This is a genomic window from Amycolatopsis sp. cg13, from assembly GCF_041346965.1.
GTDB lineage: Bacteria > Actinomycetota > Actinomycetes > Mycobacteriales > Pseudonocardiaceae > Amycolatopsis.
In genome coordinates, this window is the sequence record NZ_CP166848.1 from 8240667 (window position 1) to 8263221 (window position 22555).

The 22555-nt window shown below is 68.1% G+C and carries 20 protein-coding genes; 6 read left to right on the plus strand and 14 right to left on the minus strand.

Annotation, left to right across the window (positions count from 1 at the left end; all coding sequences use genetic code 11):
• Positions 1–484: 484 nt before the first annotated feature.
• Positions 485–901, plus strand: a complete 417-nt coding sequence (locus tag AB5I40_RS38620) for a hypothetical protein (protein ID WP_370935102.1) — start codon at positions 485–487, stop codon at positions 899–901.
• A gap of 90 nt (positions 902–991) precedes the next feature.
• On the opposite strand, the gene AB5I40_RS38625 is transcribed toward AB5I40_RS38620, so the two are convergent.
• The 8 genes from AB5I40_RS38625 to AB5I40_RS38660 all read right to left on the minus strand — a co-directional run bounded on the left by AB5I40_RS38625 (position 992) and on the right by AB5I40_RS38660 (position 8588).
• Positions 992–1507: an SRPBCC family protein gene (locus AB5I40_RS38625; protein WP_370935103.1), complete on the minus strand. Its 516-nt coding sequence runs from the start codon at positions 1505–1507 to the stop codon at positions 992–994.
• 32 nt (positions 1508–1539) lie between these two features.
• Positions 1540–2460, minus strand: a complete 921-nt coding sequence (locus AB5I40_RS38630) for a VOC family protein (protein ID WP_370935104.1) — start codon at positions 2458–2460, stop codon at positions 1540–1542.
• Position 2461: 1 nt separating this feature from the next.
• Positions 2462–3313, minus strand: a complete 852-nt coding sequence (locus tag AB5I40_RS38635; RefSeq protein ID WP_370935105.1) for a fumarylacetoacetate hydrolase family protein — start codon at positions 3311–3313, stop codon at positions 2462–2464.
• A gap of 10 nt (positions 3314–3323) precedes the next feature.
• On the minus strand, positions 3324–4892 hold the full coding sequence (locus AB5I40_RS38640) for a hypothetical protein (RefSeq protein WP_370935106.1): 1569 nt from the start codon (positions 4890–4892) through the stop codon (positions 3324–3326).
• The gene (locus AB5I40_RS38645; protein ID WP_370935107.1) at positions 4892–5440 is read right to left on the minus strand and encodes an SCO family protein; all 549 of its coding nucleotides are present in this window, start codon (positions 5438–5440) and stop codon (positions 4892–4894) included. Before AB5I40_RS38645 ends, AB5I40_RS38640 begins: the two co-directional genes overlap by 1 nt.
• A gap of 55 nt (positions 5441–5495) precedes the next feature.
• On the minus strand, positions 5496–6434 hold the full coding sequence (locus tag AB5I40_RS38650) for a LysR substrate-binding domain-containing protein (protein ID WP_370935108.1): 939 nt from the start codon (positions 6432–6434) through the stop codon (positions 5496–5498).
• Between the two features lie 45 nt (positions 6435–6479).
• On the minus strand, positions 6480–6953 hold the full coding sequence (locus tag AB5I40_RS38655) for a DUF6130 family protein (RefSeq protein ID WP_370935109.1): 474 nt from the start codon (positions 6951–6953) through the stop codon (positions 6480–6482).
• 114 nt (positions 6954–7067) lie between these two features.
• Complete coding sequence (locus AB5I40_RS38660; protein ID WP_370935110.1) at positions 7068–8588, minus strand: tannase/feruloyl esterase family alpha/beta hydrolase; 1521 nt, start codon at positions 8586–8588, stop codon at positions 7068–7070.
• A 113-nt stretch (positions 8589–8701) separates the two neighbouring features.
• On the opposite strand from AB5I40_RS38660, the gene AB5I40_RS38665 reads away from it, so the two are divergent.
• The 5 genes from AB5I40_RS38665 (at position 8702) to AB5I40_RS38685 (ending at position 16274) form a co-directional block, all read left to right on the plus strand.
• On the plus strand, positions 8702–11404 hold the full coding sequence (locus AB5I40_RS38665) for an AAA family ATPase (protein WP_370935111.1): 2703 nt from the start codon (positions 8702–8704) through the stop codon (positions 11402–11404).
• A gap of 91 nt (positions 11405–11495) precedes the next feature.
• Complete coding sequence (locus AB5I40_RS38670) at positions 11496–12518, plus strand: alpha/beta fold hydrolase (RefSeq protein WP_370935112.1); 1023 nt, start codon at positions 11496–11498, stop codon at positions 12516–12518.
• A gap of 112 nt (positions 12519–12630) precedes the next feature.
• Entirely contained in the window at positions 12631–13743 is a 1113-nt protein-coding gene (locus AB5I40_RS38675) for a serine hydrolase domain-containing protein (protein WP_370935113.1), read from the plus strand.
• 82 nt (positions 13744–13825) lie between these two features.
• Entirely contained in the window at positions 13826–15355 is a 1530-nt protein-coding gene (locus AB5I40_RS38680; RefSeq protein ID WP_370935114.1) for a DUF4157 domain-containing protein, read from the plus strand.
• Between the two features lie 187 nt (positions 15356–15542).
• On the plus strand, positions 15543–16274 hold the full coding sequence (locus tag AB5I40_RS38685; RefSeq protein WP_370935115.1) for a glycoside hydrolase family 75 protein: 732 nt from the start codon (positions 15543–15545) through the stop codon (positions 16272–16274).
• 49 nt (positions 16275–16323) lie between these two features.
• Here the strand turns inward: AB5I40_RS38685 and AB5I40_RS38690 are convergent, their stop codons facing one another.
• The 6 genes from AB5I40_RS38690 to AB5I40_RS38715 are packed head-to-tail and all read right to left on the minus strand — an operon-like array spanning position 16324 to position 22552.
• Positions 16324–17145 (minus strand): LLM class F420-dependent oxidoreductase, encoded by an 822-nt coding sequence (locus AB5I40_RS38690; protein WP_370935116.1) that lies wholly within the window; start codon positions 17143–17145, stop codon positions 16324–16326.
• Positions 17142–18506, minus strand: a complete 1365-nt coding sequence (locus AB5I40_RS38695) for an amidase (protein ID WP_370935117.1) — start codon at positions 18504–18506, stop codon at positions 17142–17144. The genes AB5I40_RS38690 and AB5I40_RS38695 overlap by 4 nt, the downstream gene beginning before the upstream one ends.
• Positions 18503–19372, minus strand: a complete 870-nt coding sequence (locus AB5I40_RS38700; RefSeq protein ID WP_370935118.1) for a carbon-nitrogen hydrolase family protein — start codon at positions 19370–19372, stop codon at positions 18503–18505. The genes AB5I40_RS38695 and AB5I40_RS38700 overlap by 4 nt, the downstream gene beginning before the upstream one ends.
• Positions 19369–20163, minus strand: a complete 795-nt coding sequence (locus AB5I40_RS38705) for an SDR family NAD(P)-dependent oxidoreductase (RefSeq protein WP_370935119.1) — start codon at positions 20161–20163, stop codon at positions 19369–19371. Before AB5I40_RS38705 ends, AB5I40_RS38700 begins: the two co-directional genes overlap by 4 nt.
• Positions 20164–20181: 18 nt before the next feature.
• On the minus strand, positions 20182–21165 hold the full coding sequence (locus tag AB5I40_RS38710) for an aldo/keto reductase (protein ID WP_370940694.1): 984 nt from the start codon (positions 21163–21165) through the stop codon (positions 20182–20184).
• A 22-nt stretch (positions 21166–21187) separates the two neighbouring features.
• Positions 21188–22552 carry an MFS transporter gene (locus tag AB5I40_RS38715; protein WP_370935120.1) on the minus strand — a complete coding sequence of 455 codons (1365 nt, stop codon included), beginning with the start codon at positions 22550–22552 and terminating at the stop codon, positions 21188–21190.
• Positions 22553–22555: the final 3 nt, after the last annotated feature.

Here is a 22555-nt window from a genome sequence, read left to right on the forward strand (position 1 = left end):
CCGGTTTCGCGAAAGCGCCAGACGCCGCCCTCGATCGGCGGCACCGTGCGGGACAGATTGTCGCCGTCGTACGCGGTCGCGACCAAAGGCCCGTCCGGGCCGGGTGCCGCCACGCCCACGACCAGACCGGACAAATGGACCGTCTGCGGGCTGAGATACATGCGTTAGTCCTTTCGCCGATCGGTTCCGACGATAGCGGCGATCGAAGAACAGTTCTCGCGCAATGGGGGATATTCCGGCTATCATTTCCGGGCTAACGTCGACCTGTCGGGGGTCTGGCCGAGAAGGAGGTCGCATTCCCCGCCCTTGGTCAATCCGGCTTGAAGGCGACGAAATTCCGTGCGGCCGAAAGAATGAGCAGCTGTGCTCCGAACGGCCGTGAGCACGTGCGGCGCGGCTGAGGCGGGGCAGTCCCTTTTTCCTGTGTTCTGCCTAACCATGGAACGGGTGATCAGCAGTCATGAGAAAAGTTATTGTCGCGGCGATGTGTGTTCTCGCCTTGCTCGGGATGGGCGTTCCCGCCAACGCGGACCCGGCGCCGTCGAGCACCGTGAGCATTACGCCGACCACTGTCGCGCCAGGGGCGGCCCTGACCTTCTCGGTGACCCTGTCGAACGCCGACGCTGATCCGCTGAAAGGCGGAAAGCTCGGTCTGGGCGTGGCGAACGGCGCGATCAACCAACTCCTGGACGTCAGCACCTGTCCGCTGTGCTACCAGGCCGGAAACACCATTCGCTACGACGTGGGCGACGTCCCGGTCAACGGCAGCAAAACCTTCACCTTCACCATCGGGGTTTTCGCCAACGCACAGCTCGGGCAGTACGTAATCGAGCACCAGTTCGTCGGAGACAATTACTCGTACGAGACGTTGGAAGGCCCGACGGTCACCGTCTCCCGGTAGCGAGCGGTCGGCACTGCGTCGCCGGGTTGTCGTCTGTGAGGGGAACCCTGAGGGAATCTGATTCCCTCAGGGTTCCCCTCACGTACCTGACTACGCCGCGGTGCCCTCGATGTGCGCCTTCAGCAGTTCCAGCCCGGGCTGGATGCGGGCCGGGTCTTCGACCGGGTGCGGGCCGGCCGGTTCGGTGGGCGGGATCAGGCGCTCGAACAGGCGGCAGAACAGGGTCGTGCCGTCGCCGAGGTCGAAGGTGCTGAAGGTGGCGATCGCGTGCATCGACGGCACCAGGGTTCCGTCTTCGAGCACGTCGCGGCCGACCACGGTCCAGAGCTTGCCCGGGACTCGCGCGACGACGGTGTACAGCTTCGGCTTCTCGTTCAGGTCCGGCACGATGGTTTCGAGCAGTTCGTCGCCGAGTTCCGCGGGGACGTCCGCGGTGCCGCGCCGCACTTCGGTTCCGGACGCCATCGGCAGCCACTTCGGCAGGTTCGACCAGGTGGTGACCCAGTCGTACACCTCCTGCGCCGGACGCTTGACCACGATGCGGTTTTCGACGAAACGGATGTTGAGGTTGTCCGGAATCTGCCGGACGTACAGTGCTTCAGGCATGATTTCTCTCCTTTTTCGGGATTACTGCGGGATTACTTGGGGGAATGCTGGCCGGTCATGAGCGCGCCGAGGTCGTCCGGTTCGAGGAACGACGGCGGCGGGGGCGGGCCCCAGCTGAACAGGCCCTGTGCGCCTTCGAAAACCTCCGGCTTCCAGATCTCGTCCTCGGGGACGCAGTCCATGTCGGAGTAGTACTCGCTGAAGTTCCCGGCCGGGTCTTTGAGATACCAGAAGAAATTGGAGCCCGCGTGATGGCGGCCGAGGCCCCAGACGTGCCGGTCGGGATGGCCGTTCAGCATCGCCGCCGCACCGCGGCCGACGTCGTCGATGTCGTCGACCTGCCAGGACGTGTGGTGCAGGAAGTTCACCGGGGCCGCGAGCGCCAGCACGTTGTGGTGGTCGACCGAGCAGCGCATGAACGCGCCCTTGTTGCCGATGTAGTCGCTGACCTTGAAGCCGAGCGCCTCGGTGAAAAACCGCATGGTGGCGTCGAGATCGGTGGTGCCCACCACGCAGTGGCCGAGTTTCTTCGGCCGGACCGCGCTGGTGCGCACCACTCCGGGCGCACGGCCGGACCGTTCGATGCGGCCGGGTCCGTTGTACGGGGTGGCCAGCACCGGTTGCTGCGTGATCCGCGGTGAGATCTCAACTCGGACGGTGAATCCGGAGACCGGCTCGATCGCCGCGACGGCGGTGCCGGTCTCGGTGCTGACGACACCGAGCCGGTTGAGGCGCGCCGCGGTGCGCGCGATGTCGTCGGCGTCGTCGACGCCCACGCCGAGTTCGAGCAACTGCCGGTATGGCGCGTGCCGGACGCGCAGCTGTTCGCCGCCGTCGAGAGTGGTGAAGGACCCGTCGCCGACGTGGTTGAGCCCGAAATCAGCGTAGTAGGCAATGGTTTCCGCGACGTTCGGGACGCCCATCGTGACCCGGGTCAGCCGATGCATCCCCATGTCAGGCCTCCGGATCCGCGACGAAGGTCTGCCGCATTTCGCCGAGGCCTTCGATCCGGCTGACCAGCTCTTCCCCGGCTCGCAGGAATCGCTGCGGCGTACGGCCGACGCCGACCCCGGACGGCGTTCCGGTGAAGACGAGATCGCCCGGGTACAAGGTGATCGTTTGCGACAGAGCGGAGATCAGCTTCCCGACCGGGAAGATCAGCTCGCTGGTCCGGCCGTCCTGCACGGTCTCGCCGTCGATCGCGCACGACAGGGCCAGGTCGTCTCGATCCGCCAGCTCGTCCGGCGTGACCAGCCACGGTCCGACCGGAGCGAAATTCGGGAAAGACTTCCCGAGGCCGAATTGCGGGGCCGGGCCCGCCAGTTGCGAGACCCGCTCGGAAAGGTCCTGCCCGATCGTCACTCCGGCGATGTGGTCCCACGCCTTGGATTCCTCGAGGTGATGGGTGGTCTGGCCGATGACCGCGACCAGCTCCACCTCCCAGTCCACGTTTCCGCCGGGCGGCAGCACGACTTCGGCGTCCGGGCCGGTCAGCGCGGAAACGAATTTGGCGAACACCGGGGGAAGGCCGTCCGGCGCGGCGAAACCCGACTCCGCGGCGTGGGCGTCGTAATTGAGCCCGACCGCGACGATCTGCCGCGGCGCGGGGGACGGCGAACCGAGCTGGGCACGGGTGAAGACGACGTCGGGTTCGGCGGTGAGTTTCTTCGCCCAAGCCCGGAATTCGGTCCAGTTTTGGTAGACGGAGCCGAAGCCGAAGATGCCGCCCGACGCTTTGGCGACGTCGATCCCCTTGTCCTCAGCGGTGAGCAGGACGGCCCGACCGTCCACATTAGCCAGTTTCACGGGTTTCTCCTCAGAAGCAGAGCGTCAGATTGGTGCGCACCGGCAGCGGGAGGCTGACGACGAGGTCGTCCTCCTCGCGCCGGACGTGGAGGCCGGGGGTTCCCGTCCCGGCGGAATCGGCGGCGAACACGTCGTCGCGGAAGAGTTTCCAGGGCGCTTCGGCATTGCTGATCCGCAGCGTCACGTCGGTGGGTTTTCCGGCGACGGGACGCAAAGTCAGCGCCAGCAGCGACTTCTCCCGGTCGTACCAGGCGCGGAGAACTTCGGCCGCGCCGTCGATCCGGGTCACCTGCGGCTCGCGGAAATGCTCGGCGGTCCACGGGTGGTGATACATCTTCCACAGCCCGTCCGGGACGTTCAGCCGGGCATAGCCGAGCATCGCGTTCCCGGTCAGCCGGTCCATGAAGATCAGGTTGCCGTTCTCGTCGAACGAACGGTCCTGGCGCGGGTAGAACAGGCCGCCGTTCTCCCAGATCGGGTTCAGGTACGCGTCGGCGTAGCCGAGCAGGCCGCGCAGGTTCTCCGCATCGCCCACCTCGGCCATGCAGCCGGCGACGTAGCCGAAAGCCGGGGCGCGCCAGGTGAAGTCCAGGTCGCGGGTGAACTCCGGTTCGCGGCCGGCGGCGCGGGCTTTGCGGGCCTCCAGCGTCGCGGTCGGTTCGGCGAGGGTGACCAGGCCGTCCGGGGTGCGCCGGATCTCGTCGCGGATCTGGTCCGGGTAAAGCCGGTGCACCAGGTCGCGGCTCCAGGCGTTCAGGTTCAGCGCCGTCCAGGCGTTTCCGCCGCCTTCCAGCGGCATTTCCGGCCGGTTCTGCTCGACCAGCCAGAGCCGCCAGTACTCGCCGTATTCGTTGAGGATTCCCCGCTTGTCCCACGCCGCCTGGTAGGCCTGGGTGACCTCCTCGGCGACCGACGTGCCCTTGCGCAGGTCGAGGAACCGGAACCCGAGGATCGGGAACTGGTTGCAGACGAGGAAGAGGCAGTTGGGTTCGCAGACGATGCCGTACCAGCCTTGTTCGGCCATCTGCCAGTACAGGTTGTCGGCGAGCGAGCTGAGCGAGTACTCGTAGACTTCCGGGCCGAGTCCCTGGAAAAGCGGGTCCCAGCGGAAGGAAAGCGCGCCGTCGCGGTCGTATTGGTCGCTGTCGAAAAGCATGCTGTGCATGCCGAGGATCGCGAAGAACCGGCCGCTGTACATGATGTTTTCTTTGAACACCGGATCGCGCCAGCCCTCGCGCAATTCGGTGATGTCCGGATTGTTGCGGATGCTGCCCCGACTGGTCTCGCGCCAGTACGCCCACACTTCCGGAAGCTGCATTTTCCGGATGATCTCCTCGAAAGCCGGACGGAACGCTCCAGGGGCGGCGGGAAGATGGTGGAAATGCGCGAAACCCAGGGTATAGGCCATCTGAGTGAGCTGGTAGCGATAAGCGTCGGTCCATTCCTGGCCCCACAGCATGCTGCCCATGTTCGCCCACTCGTTGTCCTGCTGGGCGACGAGGTTGCGCACGTGCTGGACGTGTCCCGCTTGGAAGTCGTCGAGCGCGGGATACCCCGAGATGTCCGGCGCGGCGAGCATCACCGCACCGCCAGGGAGGCCTTGACGGCGGCGGCGATTTCCTTGCTGTCCACCGTATCCGCGAAGTGCGCGAGGTAGTCGCCTTCGGGTCCCATGAGAAAGGTGAACGCGCTGTGCGGCACCCGGTAGCCGTCCGGCTCGTCGACGCGGCGGGCGTGCACGTGATACGCCTTCTTCATCGACTCGATTTCCTCGGCGGGCCCGGTCAATCCGGTGATCCGCGGGTGCCGCGCGGAGAGAAACGCGTGCATGGCCTCCGGGGTGTCGCGTTCCGGATCGACCGTCACATAAAGGGCCTGCACGCGATTCGCGAGCTCGCCGAGTTCTTCGAGCGACTGGTCGATCCGGGCCAGCGCGGGCGGGCACACGGTCTCGCAATGCGTGAAGCCGAAAAAGACGATGAGGTATTTGCCGAAATAGGACCGCTCGGTGACCGCGGTGCCGGAATCGTCGATCAGCCGGAAACTTCCGCCGACTGTCGGAACCGGGCGCACAATGGTCGCCGAACCGGAACCGGGAGGGGTGCAGCAGGAGGAATTCATTTCCATGACTCCCAAGCTAGGAGCCCTGGCCATGCCCGTCCAATGCCGCGTTGGTGCTCGGCTATGTCGGTTGGGTATAGCCGATGGTCTTCCGGATCTCGGCCGCCGCCTCGTCCAGTTTCCGCATCATCAGCAGCATCGTCGGGGTGAGCTGCCTGCCCGCGGGCAGCGTGACGCCGACCGATTCGACGATGCCGAGGTCGATCGGCAGCGCGGCCAGGCCCGGTTCGGTGTCGGCGACCAGTTGCGGCATCACGACCAGGGTGTCGGTCTCCAGCGCGATGGCGCGCACGGCCAGGAACGAACCGCATTCGATGCGGTTGGCCGGGGTCGAGAGGCCGCGGCCGAGGAGGTGTTCTTCCAGTTGCCGCCGCTGCGGGTTGTCGGCGGGCGGCAGCGACCAGAGTTCGCCGATCAGATCGGCGATCGTGAGCCCGGGCCGCCGGTGCGCGGGATGCTCGCTGCGCGCCACCACGCGAGCGGGTTCGTAGTAGAGGTGGTGCTGGCGCAGCCGGTCGTTGTTCGCCGGTTCGAGCGTGCCGACGACGAGGTCGACGTCGCCCGCGAGCAGCGCCTCGTACAGCGCTTCCGGGCCGCCGTGCCGGATGATGACGGTCAGGTCGGGCGCGACGGCTTTCACGCGCGCGACCGCGCGGGGCAGCAGCACGCTCGCCCCGGCGAGGAAGGCGCCGATCGTGACGGTGCCGGCGTGGCCGTCGACCAGCTCTTCGAGATGCCGCCCGGCCTGGCGGAGTTCGGCGAGCACTGCGCGGGCGTGGTCGACGAAGACCTCGCCGAACAGCGTCGCCGTCATCCCGCGCGGGCCGCGTTCGAACAGTTCGACCTTGAGGATCGACTCGAGCTCGCGCAGCCCGCGAGTCAGCACCGGCTGGGTGATGTGCAGCCGCTCGGCCGCGGCGACCAGCGACCCATGCTCGGCGATCGCCACGACATACCGCAGATGCCGCAGCTTGAGCCTGCCGTCGGCGAGGTCGGTCATCCGGAACGCTCGGCTGTTCGCATGCGCGCGATTCTGCCGGTCCGCTCAGTGGTGGCCGCCCACCGGCACGACGAAACTGACGGTTTTGCTGTCCAGGACGTGGTGCGTCGGGTCGGCCAGCCCGATCCACACCTTGTGCGGGCCGGGTGGAAGCGCCTGGATGATCAGCGGTTCGCCGCTGCCGTCGGCCCAGTGCCACGGCGCGTCGTCGACCGTGACGTGGATGTGGCCGATGCGCGGGGAAACGTCGAGCGCGGCCGGGCCGTAGACCGGGACGATGCGCAGGTTCTCCGCCCGGTAGCGCAGGACGACCAGGCCCTTCGCGAGTTGTTCCGGCAGCGGTGCGTCGACAACGAGTGCGGGCGGCGGCTGCGACGGCAGCCGGACGACGGGCGCGGGCGGCCACCCCGAGGCCGCGACAGGAGGAGGGGTGGCGGGCGGAGGGGCCGCCGCGGCAGAGCAGGCGGTCGCGAGCAGGACGACTGAACCGAGCGCCAAGGTGCGAAAGAAGTGAGGCATAGCAAGAAAACTAGGTCGCTGTTGATCATCTTCGCGTCGGTCGGCCGACCGAATCGCTGTACGTCATAAGGGAAGTGCCGTGCGTGCCGCTGGGGTCGGCACGCACGGCACAGGTCAGCGGCAGCGGTAGCTGGACGCCACGGCCGGGTCGCCGTAGCCCTTGTACCGCGAGACCCGCGGATACGCGCACAGGTCGCGGGTCTGCTTCCCGTCCGCGGTCGCGGCCGCCAAGGTGGCCGGGGCCTTGCCGTGCTCGACCCAGTCGACCAGCGCGCCGAGCGGGTTCGTCGGCGCCGCGCCCGTCCCGCCGCCGCAGTGTTCGACGCCGGGGGCCAGGAACAGCCGGTAGAAGTCGTTCACCCGGTGGGAGCCGCCCATCGCCTGTTCGACCTCGGCGCGGTAGCGCAGCGTGCCGCCGGGCGGGATGAGCTGGTCGTCCGAGCCGACGAAGCTCAGCAGCTTGCCGCCGGTCCGGCGGAAGGCCGACAGGTCCGGGTCGGCGGTGCCGATCACGTCGTCATACTCGCGCACCGACTGGCGGAACACCTGGGCGAACTGGGCGTAGGTGAGCTTCGAGGCGTCGAAATCGGCTTGCTTGGCGACGAACGACTGCACCCACTTGACCGCCACCGGGAACCCGGTGGCGTACGGGCTGTCGCCGGTTCCGGCCAGCCAGGCGAAATCGGCGCCCTTCGGGAGGCCGTCCCACAGCTTCCGGCCGCGTTCGTCGGTCGGCCCGGCCCAGATCTTGCGCATGACGTCGGCGTCCTTGGCCGTGACGGTGACTTCCTTTCCGTCGCAGACGACCTTCGTGCCGATCAGGCTGCGCGGGTCGTAGCTGCACTCGTCCGGCCGGTCGATGATGCCGTTCTTGACGCCGTCGTTCGCGTCACAGGCCTTGACCGCGGCCTGCCGGAACGCGCTGAAGACACAGGGGCTCGGGAAATCGTGCTCCTGGTTCATCACGATCTGCGGCCAGAGCGTCGCGACCGCGAACTGCGTCCAGTGGACCGCGGGCGCGTTCGCCAGGATGCCGTCGAAGTCGCCGGGGTAGTTCTGCGCTTCGGAGTAGCCCTGGCGGCCGCCGGTCGAGCAGCCGTTCCAGTACGAATAGGTCACCGGCCGGTGGTAGAACCGCTGCGTGACGTCCTTGCCGATCAGCGCGGCCTCGTGCACCGAGCGGGTGGCGAAGTTCGTCAGCAGCGGCCGGTTGACCTGGCCGGGCGCGGTCAGCGCCCACGAGGTGTCGAGCCCGGTCAGCACGCCGGCGTCGGTGGTCACGCCCGCGTAGCCGTCCTTGGCGGCCTGGGCCAGCGGTGCGCCGAAGTCCCCGGCGGCGTACGCGCTGCCGCCGACCGCTTGGAGCCGTCCGGTCCACCCGGTTTGCGGCAATGCCACGGCGACCTTGACGTGGTCATTGGCCCCGGGGTGGGTGAGCGTGACGGTGATTTCGCAGTAGCCGGGCTTCGGGTCGGCCTGCACCGATTCGATCTTCGCGCCGCTGGGTGCGGTGACTCCGGTGGTGGCGCAGGCGGTGGTCTCGGCCGCGGCGGCGCTGGGCGCGAGCTGGGTGACGGTGGTCACCAGCAGCGCCGCGAGCGGCAACGCCGAGAGAAGGGGTCGGGTGCGTCTCATCGCTTTCCTTTGTGGAGGGTCGCTTTCGCCTGAAACTAAGCCGCTCGCAGCCGTCTCCGCGCCCGTCGGACGACGCCGTCGACGTACGTCGTCTCCCGGTATCGTCAGGGATCATGACGCTGCACGGACGGGACGCCGAGCTCAAGGAGCTGACCGAACTGGTCGACGGCCCGGAAGGACGCGTCGGCGTTCTCATCCGGGGCGAGGCTGGCATCGGGAAGTCCGCGCTGGTCGCGGCCGCCTCGGCCGCGGCTTCGGTCGCGGGGATGCGGGTGCTGCGGACGGCCGGTGCCGAGGCCGAGCAGGATTTCGCCTACGCCGGGCTGCACCAGTTGCTGCACCCGGTCCGCGCGGGCGTCGCCGAGTTGCCCGCGCCGCAACGGGCGGCTTTGGAGACCGCGCTCGGGCTCGCGGACGGGCCGGAACCCAGCGCGTATCTGGTCGGGCTCGCCGCGTTGACGCTGCTGGCCGACACCGCCGCCGCGAAGCCGGTGCTGGTCGTCGCCGAGGACGTCCATTGGCTCGACCGCGCCAGCGTCGATGTCTTGGCCTTCGTCGCGCGGCGGATCGAGACCGAGCCGATCGCGCTGATCGTGACGCTACGAGACGATTCCGGCCCACTGCTCGACGCTGGTCTCTCACCGATGCCGCTCGACCGCCTTCCCGACGACGCCGCCGCGGAATTGCTGGACTCGGTCGCACCGAGGCTGGACGCGATGGTCCGGACGCGGCTGCTCGCCGAGTCCGCTGGCCATCCGCTCGCACTGACCGAGCTGCCGTCCGCGGTGGCCGACCTCGACGTGCTTGACCCGGTCCTGCCGTTGACCGAACGGCTCGAGCGGACGTTCGCCTCCCGGGTCGCGACGCTGCCCGAACCCACCCGAGCGGCGTTGTTGGTCGCGGCGCTCAACGAGACCGGCTCGATCGCCGAAACCCTTGCCGCGACGGGGATTCTGCTCGACACGCCGGTCGAGGCCGACGTGCTGAGCCCCGCTGTCGACGCCCGGCTGGTCGAGTTCGAGGTCGGCTGTGTGACGTTCCGGCACCCGTTGATGCGTTCGGCCATTCCCGCCGCCGCGACGCTCGGCGACCGGCGGCGGGCGCAGCTCGCGTTGGCCGAGACGGTGCGCGAACAGCCTGATCGACGTGCCTGGCATCAAGCCCGGGCAGCCTCCGGACCGGACGAAACCGTGGCCGCGGCCTTGGAATCGGCGGCCGATCGGGCTCGCCGCAGGGGTGGGGCGGCTGCCGCGATCGCCGCGTTGGAGCAGGCAGCGCGGCTCAGCGAGGACGCGGGCGCGCGGGCGGATCGGTTGCTGCGCGCCGCCGAGCTGGCGGTCGAATCGGGGCGTCGCGAGACCGCCGAACGCTTGGTGCGCGACGAGTCGTTTTCCCCGCGCCGCAAGGCAACCGCGAGCCAGTTGCTCAGCGGTTTCGAAGACGGCGTCCGCGAGGATCCCGCCCGGATCGGGGAACTGGCGGCGCTCGCCGAAGCCGTCGCCGCCGACGGGCAGGACGACGCGGCGATGCGGATCCTCTGGGGTGCCGCGATGCGGTGTTTCTGGGCCGAACCGGGCGCGACGGCTCGTCGGAAACTGCTGGACGTCGCTTCGGGCTTGCCCATCCCCGACGACGATCCGCGCCTGATCGCGGTCGCCGCGTACGTCGCGCCGTTTGAGCGCGGCACCGCAGTACTGGAGCAGCTGAGGGTGCTCGTCGGCGCGACCGGAGCTGATCCGGAAACCGACCGGTACCTGGGCAGCGCTTCCTTGCAGGTCGGCGCATTCGACCTGGCAGCCCGCTTTTCGACGGCCGCGGTGCCGGGCTTGCGGGCGCAGGGCAAGCTCGGGGTGTTGCCGCGCGCTTTGGCCGTCCAGGCCTGGAGCCGGGTCCGGCTCGGCGACCTGGCCGGTGCCGCGCCAGCTGCCGCGGAGGCCGTCCGGCTCGCGCGGGAGACGGGCCAGCCGTTCATGGGCGGGCTGGCGCTGGCGGTCCAAGCCGAGATCGCGGCCCTTCGCGGTGACCACAAGCAGGCCAACGCACTCGCCGACGAGGCCGAACGCGCTGGGCTCGCCGCGGGTGCGCGTCCGGTGCTGGCCACTGTCCAGCTCGCGCGCGGGCTCGTGGCGTTGAGCGAAGGCCGGTACGAGGACGCGTTCGCCGACCTGCGCCGCCTGCTCGACCCCGCCGATCCGGCTTACCAGCTGGCCTTGCGCGCGTACTGCGTCGCGGAGCTGACCGAGGCCGCCGTCCGGGCCGGGCAGGCCGAGGCGATGCGGGAAATCCTGTCCGAGCTGGAGCCACTGGCTATGGCGAGCGCAGCCCCGGCGTTGCACATCGGGCTCCGGTACGCGCGGGCCGTGCTCGCGCCGAAGGAAACCGCGGAAGACCTGTTCACGGCGGCTTTGCAGGCGGATTTGAGCGGGTGGCCAGCCGAACGCGGACGGGTTCACCTGGCGTTCGGCGAGTGGTTGCGGCGGCAGCGCCGGGTCGTCGAATCGCGGGCGCACCTGCGTGCCGCGCGGGAGACTTTCGACGCGCTCGGCCTGGCGGCGTGGGCCGAGCGGGCACGGCGCGAGCTGCGCAGTGCGGGGGAGTCGAGCCCGAACCGGAGCCCGGACGCTCGCGACAAGCTGACGCCGCACGAGCTGAGCATCGCGCAGCTGGCCGCCGAGGGGCTGACGAACCGGGAGATCGGGCAGCGGCTCTATCTTTCGCACCGGACCGTCGGGACTCACCTGCACCGGATCTTCCCGAAACTCGGCGTCAGTTCCCGCGCCGAATTGGCTGGTGCGGTGCGGGCGCTGGGCGACTGACTTACGCCGGTTGCGTCATCTGACGGGCGCGGACGGCGGCCGGGCTCCTTAGCGTCGAGGCCGTCCCACGGTCTCGCGCACAGGAGTTCAGATGATCAGCAGGAGACGATTCACCCAGGCGTTCGCGGCCGGTCTGGCGGCGACCTCTCTCGCTGCCTGCTCCTCGCCTGCCGCCTCGCAGCCCGCCGCCCCTGACCTGCGAGCGGGCTCGGGCGAGCACACTTCGCTGGGCACGATCAAGCACGCGGACGCCGGTCTCGTTTCGATGGCTTACGCGGAATTCGGCCCGGCGAACGGCAAGCCGGTGCTGCTTCTGCACGGTTGGCCGTATGACCCGTACAGCTACGTCGACGTCGCGCCGCTGCTTGCCGCGCAAGGGTTCCGGGTGATCGTCCCGTTCCTGCGCGGCTTCGGACCGACGGTGTTCAAGTCGGCCAGTACCGTCCGAAATGGACAGCAGACCGCGATCGCGCAGGACGTCGTCGCGCTGATGGACACGCTGAAGATCGACAAAGCGATTCTCGGCGGGTACGACTGGGGTTCCCGGACGGTCGCGATCATCGCGGCGCTGTGGCCCGAGCGCTGCCAGGCGGTCGTCCCGGTGAGCGGGTACATCGTCGCCAACCTCAAGGCCAACCTCCAGCCGCTGCCCCCGGCCGCCGAACTGGGCTGGTGGTACCAGTATTACTTCGCGACCGAGCGCGGCCGTGCCGGTTACGCGGCGAACCGGCACGATTTCAACAAGCTGATCTGGAAGACGGCGTCGCCGACCTGGCGGTTCGACGACGCGACGTACAACCGCAGCGCAGCCGCGTTCGACAACCCGGACCACGTTGCGATCGTCATCCACAACTACCGCTGGCGGCTCAGCCTCACACCCGGCGAACCGCAATACGACGCGGATGAACAGAAACTCGCCGCGGGCGCGACTATCGGCGTTCCGGCGATCACGCTCGCCAGCGACTTCGACGGCGCGGCCAAGGACGGCAAGGCTTACCGCGCCAAGTTCACCGGGAAGTACGAACACCGGATCCTGGACGGCATCGGGCACAACGTGCCGCAGGAGGCGCCGCGGCCGTTCGCGCAGGCGATCGTGGACGCGGCGAAGCTCTGACGATTCATCGAAGTTTGATCGCGAGCGGATACGGTGCGCATTCCTCTCGCCGGAAACTGCTGTGCCCGTTCAGGAATCGGCAAGCCCGGCGATGGTCGACACGAGGAGTGCGATGAGACGCAAAGCTTTCGGGGCCGTCGCGGTGGTGGCGGCTTTGACTGGCCTGGCCAGCCCGGCTTCGGCGGAGACCCCGGCGGAGATCCTCCAAGCGGGCGCCCAGGCCGGGGTCACCGTGGGATACCCCGGGGTGATCGGCCTGGTCCGGAACGGTGAATCCGCCCAGTACATCCACGCCGGGTACGGAAATCTCACCACCAAGACCCCGGCGGATCCGAAAGCGCAGTTCCGGATCGGCAGCGACACCAAGGCGTTCACCGCGGCCGTCCTGCTGCAGCTGGAAGCCGAGGGCGGGCTCTCCCTCGACGATCCGCTCGCCCGCTGGCTGCCCGGCGCGGTGAACGCCAACGGGAACGACGGCACGAAGATCACCGTCCGGCAGGTGCTGCACCAAACGTCCGGGCTTCCGGAGTACGCGGGCGACCCCCGGTTCCTCAACTCCTACGTCGCGAACACCAACCCCCGCCAGCCGTGGCCGCCGCAGACGCTGGTGGACATCGCGACGTCGCATCCGTCGCTGGGCGCGGGATTCCACTACTCGAACACCAACTACGTGCTCGCGGGAATGGTGATCAAGGCGGTGACCGGGAACGAACCGGCCGCGGAGATCCAGAAGCGCATCATCGAGCCGCTCGGCTTGCGCGGCACTTCCTTCCCGACCGCCGACCCCGGCCTGGCCGGCAACTATCTGAACGGCTACTACATCTCGTTCGGCGCGTTCTACAACGACGTCACGGTCTCCAACGTGCAGGCGTTCGGCACCGCCGGCGCTATTGTGTCCACAGAGGACGATCTGGCGGCCTTCGAACGCGCATTGTTGAGCGGAAAACTCCTGCCGCCGCAGCAGCAAACCGAGCTGAAGACGACGGTGCCGGTGGACAACGCGGGCAACCGGTACGGCCTGGGGATCGGCCTGTCGCCGACCGCCTGCGGCCTGGCCTGGAATCACAGCGGCGGGGTGCTTGGCTACTACAACCTGTGGCTGACCAGCGACGACGGCAGCAAGCAGGTGCTGGTCGCGGCCAACGAGAACCATCTGGCGGGAGCTGCCACCCGCGGGCAGACGACGCTGGGCAACGCGGCGCTCAAGGCCTATTGCGCGTCCTGACCCGGCGGTGATGCGGCGGTGACGCGCCCGGCCGATCCTGTGGACTGAAGCCGTAGCCAGGCGACCGGAAGCGAGGCGCGATATGCGGGCGCGCGACCACCGTCCGACGAGGCGGCAGGCTGATCCGGTATCTCAGGTCGCGCCGGACGACGTCCACGAGACGCCGACTGCCATCTCAACGGACTTCAGTCAGATCCCAGCGCGGTCGGCTGGGATACCGCTGCCGTCCGAGGTGCGGCGTCGGCTGGAAGACCGGTGGGGCGAGGACCTCAGCGGCGTCCGGGTGCACACCGGTCCCGAGGCGGCCCGCTCCGCCCAGGACCTGGACGCGGTCGCGTACACCTCCGGCGAGGACATCGTCGTCGCGGGCACCCCCGACGAACACCTCCTGACGCACGAGGCGGCTCACGTGGTGCAGCAGCGGCACGCGAGCCGCCTCGTGCCCGGGGTCAGTACTCCCGGGGATCCGGCCGAGCGGGCGGCCGACGCGGGGTCGGTGGTGCCCGGCGGTCCGGTCGCGGCGATCCAGCGGCAGGCCGACCGCACCAGCGAGAAGCCGGGCGTGCCGGTAGACAAGGTCGAGAAGGCGCTCGCCGAATACCTGACCGAGATACAGCGAGTGCAGGGCGGCCAGACACTGCACAACACCGACGAGGTGAAGTTCGCGATCCTGAAGCTGTTCGTCGGCGATGCGCTGAAGATGGCGTCGGTGCAGGCGTGGTTGTCCGGGCCGGTGTCCGGTACGCCGTCGGCCCTCGCGCACGAGGTCGCCAAGAAGTTGCCGCCCGTCGTTCCGGAGAATCGGGTGGCGCACTTGGGCATCGCTCAGGCGAAGGCCGACCCGGACAAACGGCCGAAGAACGTGGGCGAGGCGGTCGGCGCCGTGGTCGTCGACTCGACCCTCACGCCGATCCTCCGCCGGCTAGGGCTGTCCGACAGCCTGCGGAAGCTCGTCGTGGACGGTGCCAAGTCGGCGGTCGCGTCGGGAATGCTCAAGCTGGTCGACGTGGCGATGGACCAGGCGCACCTCAAGCCCGCGGAGCAGGGCGCCATCCACAGCCTCGTGGAGGGATGGATCAACCAGCAGCCGGGCAAGGCGATGGAACGCCAGCCGGAGGGCGCGGGCAGCCCGTACGCCCAGGTCGCGCCGCCGTCCGTCGCGCCACCGGTGCTGTCCGTGCCCGGCGAGAAGATCATCCAAGGCCCGTCGGTCAAGTTCGACGCCTCTCCGGTGCGGGACGCGCCCAAACCGGACCTCAAGCGGGCCGGGCCGAGCGAGGCTGTCTTGGCCGCCGCCCGGCAGTTCGACCCGCTGTTGCTGACGCCGCCGGAGGTGCGCGGCACCGAGCGGGGTGGGGACTATCTCCTGGCGGGCGAGTTCGCCGTCAAGGCCGCGACGCTTCTCGAAGACGCGCAGCAGAAGAATCGATCCAGTGTGGACCTGAGTCTCCCGGCGAGCTACCGCTTGGTGAAAGACCGCCCCGCGATGTTCGAGGCGATAAGGACGATCTTCTTCACGATGCGCGACATTCTGCCAGGCCGCGCCCGCGGCGTCGTCCAGATCTATCTGATGGTCGAGGGGCGCCAGTTTTACCGCTTCGAGTTGCATTGATCCGCGACCGCGTGCCGGTCAGCGGCACCTGTCCCGCGCGGATTCCCAGCACCAGGCGGCTGCCGGGAACTTTCTCGAAGTGACCTCGTGACAACGACCGGTCACGGATGGTTCACTATGTTAGGAAGTTTTCCTAATGAAGGCTGGAGGTCGCCCGGTCATGTCATCCTCCCGTAGGCGTTTCGCAGTGGTCGGCGCCGCTCTGGCGCTCGCCGTGCCGCTCGCCGTCAACTCCGCTCACGCGTCCACCGCGGACACCGCCGCCAAGTCGTACACGGCCGCGGAGGTGCTGGCCGGCGTCAAGAAGAACAGCACGAACGCGAACAAGGTCAACACCCAGCCGCACATCAACACCATGACGCGGGCCAAGAACGTCAACGTCTACCAGGTGGCGAAGGGCGTCTACGCCTACGGTTCCGGGCTCGCCGTCGACACCGACGGCAGCGACCCCGACCCCGATCCCGACCACCAGGGTTCGACGACTTTCAAGGACAGCAACGGAAAGTCGCTCGGCGCGCACCACGTGCCATTCTACGTCCTCGGCGACGACTGCTACGACAAGAAGAGCCCGTGCCCGCACTTCTTCTACAAGGAGCACGGCATCAAGGGCAGGCAGTTCGCGCTGATGTTCTACAAGAGCAAGGTGATCGGCGCGATCTTCGGCGACACGCAGACCGCGAACGACCAGGACACTTCGGACAACGATTCCCGCGAGTTGGGCGAGGCGTCGGTGAAGGCGGCGTCGCTGCTGGGGATCAACAGCAGCGGTACTGACGGTGGCGTGGACAACGGCGTGACTGTGGTGATGTTCTCCGGTTCGGATTGGGTGGTGAACGGGACGAATGCCAACCTGAACGCTACCGCGCAGGGCATGGTGAACAAGGCGCTGGACACGCTCGGCGCGAGCATGGGCATCTGAATTACTGGCTGACTGATGCGGTCACTGCTGTAGGTGGCAGTGGCCGCATTCAGCTGTCTCGTCTTGCTGCCAGTTTGTCCAGGTATTGCACCGTTTCCCGTTCCGGCAAGGGCGGCAGCGTGAACGTCACCCGGTCCACTCCAGCCTCGGCGCAGGCGGCGAGGTCGGAGTCCAAAGTGGCTCCGCAGAGCGTCGTGCGGACGTCGGCGCGGCCCTGATCAGCCAGCCAGGACGCCACGCGGCGGAGTTCGGCGACCGGGGTTTTCGCGCGGGGCATCCATTCGTCGCCGTAGCGGGAGAGCCGGTCGAGGGCGGCCGGGCTTTCGCCGCCGACGGCGATGGGCGGGTGCGGGCGTTGCACGGGTTTCGGCCAGGAGAAGACCGGGTCGAAATCGACGTGCTCGCCGTGGAATTCGGCCTCGTCGGTGGTCCAGATCGCTTTGAGCGCGGCGAGTTTCTCGTTCAGCAGAGGACCTCGGCGGCGCGGTTCGACGCCGTGGTTGCGCATTTCTTCGCGGTTCCAGCCGACGCCGACTCCAAAAAGGACTCGGCCGCCGGAGAGGACGTCGAGGGTCGCGACTTCTTTGGCGGTCTGGAAGACGTCGCGCTGTGCCAGCAGGGCGACGGCGGTGCCGAGGGTGAGCGTGGTCGTTGCGGCGGAAGCGATGGCGAGAGCGACGAACGGATCGTAGGTGCGGTAGTACTCGCGCGGCAGTTCGCCGCCGCCGGACCAGGGTGTCTCCCGTTTGACCGGGATGTGCGAGTGTTCCGTGATGAGAAGCGTTTCGAAACCGCGCTCTTCCAGCGCCCGGCCCAGCGCGTCGGGGCGGATGCTCTCGTCGGTCACGAAAGTGTTGACGCCGAATTTCATGCGTCCTCCTGCGGGTAAGTGAGCGCGGGTCGTAATTTCTCGATCAGAGCGCCTATCGCGAGCACGGTCGAGTCCGCGTAGCGGGGGCCGACGACCTGGATGCCCACCGGCAGGCCACGCGAGGTAAGTCCGATCGGGACACTCAACGCGGGTTGCCGCGACATGTTGAACGGGTAGGTAAAGGGTGTCCACTGTGGCCAGTCGGTCATCCCGCTGCCCGGTGGCACGTCGTGTCCGGCGGCGAAAGGTTCGATCGGCACGGTCGGGGTGAGCAGGATGTCGTAGCGCGTGTGGAATTCGCCCATGGCAACGCCGAGCGCGGCGAGTTCGCTTTGCGCGTCGAGATAGTCGGCCGTCTCGTAACGGGCACCTCGTTCGATGAGCGTCTGCAGGCCCGGGTCGAGCGGTGCCGTGCCGCCGTAACGCCGGACGATGTGTGCGACTCCGACAGACCACAGCACGTCGAACGCGCTCGCCGGGTCTGGGAAAGAGGGGTCCGCCTCCTCGACTCGCAAGCCCTCCTCGGCCAAAGAGGCGACAGTTTCCGCGACAAGGGCGGCGACCTCCGGCTGCACGTCCACGCGGCCCAGCGCTGGCGAGAACGCGATCCTGACGGGGTCCGCTCGCTCGCCGATCGTGGGTGTCCAGGAGGGATCGCGGTGGTCCCGAGCAGACAGGATGTCGGTGAGCGCGGCGACGTCGGCGACGGAGCGGGCCATCGGTCCGGCGTGCGCCAGGGTGCCCAGGACGCTCGGCGGGTACATCGGGATGCGTCCGTATGTCGGCTTGAAGCCCACAACGCCGCAGAACGCGGCCGGGATGCGCACCGAACCGGCGGCATCGGTGGCCACGGACACCGCGCCCATTCCCGCCCGGACGGCCACGCCGCTGCCGCCGCTCGATCCGCCTGCGGTGAGCGCTGGGTCCCATGGGTTTCGGGTGATGCCGTCGACGGGGTTGTCGGTGACGCCTTTCCAGCCGAGTTCGGACGTCGTCGTCTTGCCGAGGAGAACGAGACCGTTCGCGCGGAGTGCTGCCGTGGCAGGGCTGTCGGTGTCCCATCTCTGTGTCGGATCGGTGCGACGCGAACCGCGCAACGTTGGTATATCTCGGGTTAGGAAGAGGTCCTTGATCGACGCGGGAACACCGTCGAACGGCCCCAGCGTGCGCCCATCGACCCAACGTTGTTCGCTCAAGGCCGCTTGCTTGAGTGCGCCTTCCTGATCGACGTAAGCGAAAGCGCGGAGATCGACGTCGATCGCCTCCAGCGCCGCCTTTGTCGCTTCGACCGGCGAAAGCTCGCCGGACGCGTAAGCGGCACCGAGTTGTTCAGCCGTCCACTGGCTGAGGTCCGAGGTCATAGGGGCTCCGGGCGGGAGAGCGGTTCGGTGACGCGGCCGTACAGCTCTGGCCTGCGGTCGCGGAAGATCGTGAGATATCTGCGCTGCGCTTTGAGATCTGAACCCTGCAGCACAGCCCGGACAGCGTCCTCCCGGTCATCGTTCGAACGCGCGAGCACGTCGCCGCTCGGGCCCGCGACGGCGCTTCGACCGTAAAAGTGCTGTTCGTCGTCCGTGCCAGTTCGGTTGCAGCCCAAGAAGAACACCGCGTTCTCCATCGCCCTCGTCGCACACCGCGAGACGATGCTGTCCGACGGAACCTTGCCCGGCTGCACCGCCGATGCCCACAGCGAGACGACGATCTCGGCACCGGAGAGGGTCTGTACCCGGGCCATCTCAGGGAACCGGACGTCGTAGCAAACGTTGAGCGCGAGAGTGCCGAGCGCAGTGGGGAACACTGAGATCTCATCGCCAGGGACGTAGTATTCCTTCTCGTCGCGGCACGGATGCACCTTGTGCTGCACACCGACCACCTCGCCGGACGGGCCGATCAACACGGCGCTGTTGTAAAGCACCTCTGGTATCTGTGGATGCCGTTGTGACATACCAACCACGACGTGTGCACCACCCCGGCGAGCCGCCTCGCCCAGTGCCTCCGTGGTCGGGCCCGGAACGAGTTCCGACGCTGCGTAGAGACTCTCGGCATAGGCGTCGTCGCGCGCGGAGCGGACGTACCCGGTGTTGCTGAGCTCGGGGAAGACGATCAGCTCGGCCCCGTGCTCCTGCGTCTCGCGCTCGACGAACTCCGCCATCCGTTTGGCGTTCCCTGGGCAGTCCAGCACCGCCGAACTGAACTGGACCAGCGAAACGCGCACCTCGTCCTTCATCGGTGATTCTCCGGATGCACGTCGCGTGCGAACTGCGGATTGCCCGCCAGCAGACCCCCGTCGACCGGCAAGAGGCTGCCGGTGATGAACGACGCCTCGTCCGAAGCCAGGAACAGCGCCGCGGACGCGATGTCGTCGGGCACGCCGACCTGGCCGAGCGGATACCAGGTCGCGAGGCGGTCGAGGAGATCCGGGTCGATCTTCTGCCGTTCCTTCCAGACGTCGGTGCGGAAGGTGCCGGGCACCAGCGCGTTCGCCCGGACCCCGAAGGGCGCGAACTCGACGGCCAGGTTGCGGGTCAGCGCTTCCACCCCGGCTTTCGCGGCGCTGTATCCGGCCGCGCCGACATGGGTGTGCGCGTTCACCGACGAGACGCTGATGATCACCCCGCGCTGCTGGTCGATCATCGTCGGAAGAACCTGTTGGGAGCACCGGAAAGCACCCGTCAGCACCACGTCGAGGTCGCGTTGCCAGTCCTCGATGCGAGTGTCCAGAATGGACGCTGGATTCGACGTGAAGGCGTTGTTGACGAGGACGTCGATGCGGCCGTAGGCAAAACGGACCGCTTCGACCATCGCGCGGACGTCGTCGTCGCTGCGGACGTCGGTCCGGACCGCCAACGCCCGCCCGCCCTGTTCTTCCACCTCGGCGGCGGCCTGGTCGGCAGCCGCCTCGTCGCGGTCGGCTACCACGACGGCGGCCCCCTCGGCGGCGAAGCGGCGGACCAACGTCCGGCCCAGTCCGGAGCCACCGCCGCCGGTCACGATCACCACACGGTCTGCGAAACGCATTTCACCAACCCATCAAGGTCATTCGAGCAACGACATCCGGTCCGGGGAGTACCGCTCCCCGGCGATCTGGTCGGCGGGCACCGCCTGCTCGATCGCTGCCACGTCGGCAGCGGACAGTGAGATATCAACGGCCGCGACGTTTTCCTCCAGCCTGCTCCGCTTCTTCGTGCCCGGGATCGGCACGACGTCGTCGCCGTGGCTGTGCACCCACGCCAGCGCGAGCTGACCCGCCGTGACGCCGCGTGCTTGGGCGAGTTTTTCCAGCGCCCGCACGAACTCCAGGTTGCGTTCGAGGTTGCCCTCGGCGAAGCGCGGCTGCGACGTCCGCCGGAAGTCGTCCTTCTCGAAATCGTCCGTCGAACGGTAACGACCGGTGAGAATGCCGCGGCCCAGCGGCGAGTACGGCACGATCCCGATGCCCAGCTCGCGGCAGACCGGCACCACCTCGTCCTCGATGGTGCGCGACCACAGCGACCACTCGGTCTGCACGGACGTGATCGGGTGCACGGCGTGCGCCCGGCGGATCGCGTCCGCCGACGCCTCCGACAGTCCGATATGGCGCACTTTCCCGGCCGCGACCAGCTCCGCCAGCGCCCCGACCGTCTCCTCGATGTCGACTGCTGGGTCGACCCGGTGCTGCTGGTAGAGGTCGATGTGGTCGACACCGAGGCGGCGCAGGGACGCGTCGCACGCCTGCCGGACGTACTCGGCGTCCCCGCGCACCGAACGCGCCATCGAGTCGTCCTCCGCGCGGACGACGCCGAACTTGGTGGCCAGAACGACGTTGTCGCGGCGGCCGGCGATCGCCCGTCCGACCAGTTCCTCGTTGGCGCCATAGCCGTACATGTCGGAGGTGTCCAAGAGCGTCACGCCGAGGTCGAGCGCGCGGTGCACGGTCGCGATCGACTCGGTTTCGTCGCCGCTGCCGTAGAAATCGCTCATGCCCATGCAGCCGAGCCCTTGGGCGCCGACGTCGAGCTTGCCGAGATGCCGGGTGGGCATCGCCATGCTGTTTCTCCTTTGGTCAGACGGCTGGGTCGTTCGCGGCGGCGGGTTCGGATACCACCACCGACTCGTTGATGTCTTTCAGGTGGGTTTCTGGCATGAGCAGTACCGCGCCGAACGTGATCGCGCAGACCACCGCCATGTAGATGGCCACCGACATCGAGGATCCGGTCGCCGCATACAACGACGTCGCGATCAGCGGGGCGAACGCGCCGCCGATGACCGCGCCCAGTTGCACGCCCAGCGAAACGCCGGAGTACCGGAGCCCGGTGGAGAACGCTTCGGCGAAGAAAGCGCCCTGCGGCCCGTACATCGTGGTGTGCATCAGGCCGAGGCCGACGATGAACGCGACCAGGATCAGGAACGTCGACTTCGTGTTCAGCAGCGGCCAGAACGCGAACGAAAAGGCACAGAGCATCCCCGAACCGGCCAACAGCATCGCGCGCCGGCCGATGCGGTCTGAGATGGCACCGGACACCGGGAGCAATACCAGTTGCACACCAGCCGCGACGAGCACGGCGAGCAGGACGGTGTCCTTCGACAGCCCCAAAATCGCGGAGTTCGTGCTGTAGGAAACCGCGAACGTCATGAACAGGTAGTAGGTGACGTTGATGCCGATGTAGGCGGCCGCGACCAGCGCGATTTGCTTGTAGTGGACGCGAAACGCGCGCAGTACGGGGGAGCGTCCGGCGTCCGGTTTCTTGACTTGCTTGAGCCGCCGGAACGCGTCGGTGTCCTCAAGGCGAAGTTGCAAGTGGATGGCCAGCCAGACCAGCCCGGCGCTCGCGAGGAACGGAACGCGCCAGCCCCACGCCTCGAAGGCCGCGGGCGAGGTGAACCGGATAGCCGCGATGAACGCGAGGTTGCCGAGGATGATGCCGCCCGGACCGCCCGCCTGAGCGAAGCTCGAGAAGAAGCCGCGCTTGCGGGGCGGCGCGCTCTCCATCGCGAGCAGGACGACGCCGCCGAGCTGTCCGCCGACCGCGATGCCCTGGAGGAAACGCAGCAATACCAACAGAATCGGCGCGGCGACCCCGATCACCGAGTGCGTCGGCATCAGCCCGATGAGGGTCGACGCGAGCCCCATTCCGGCGAGCGCGCCGATCAGCGCCTTCTTGCGGCCGTGCACGTCGCCGATGTGGCCGAAGAGCACGCCGCCGAGCGGCCGGGCGATGAAGCCGACCGCGAAGGTCGCGAAGCTGAGCAGTGCGCTGGTCAGCGCGGTTTGCTCGGGGAAGAAGAGCTGGGGGAAGACCAGCGCTGCCGCGGTGCCGTAGATGAAGAAGTCGTAGTTTTCGATGCTTGAGGCCGAGAGTGCGGTCACCGCGACCTTGGCCAGTCTCGTCTCGGGTCGTGCCTGGGTCGGTTCCTGCGCCGGCGCCATTGC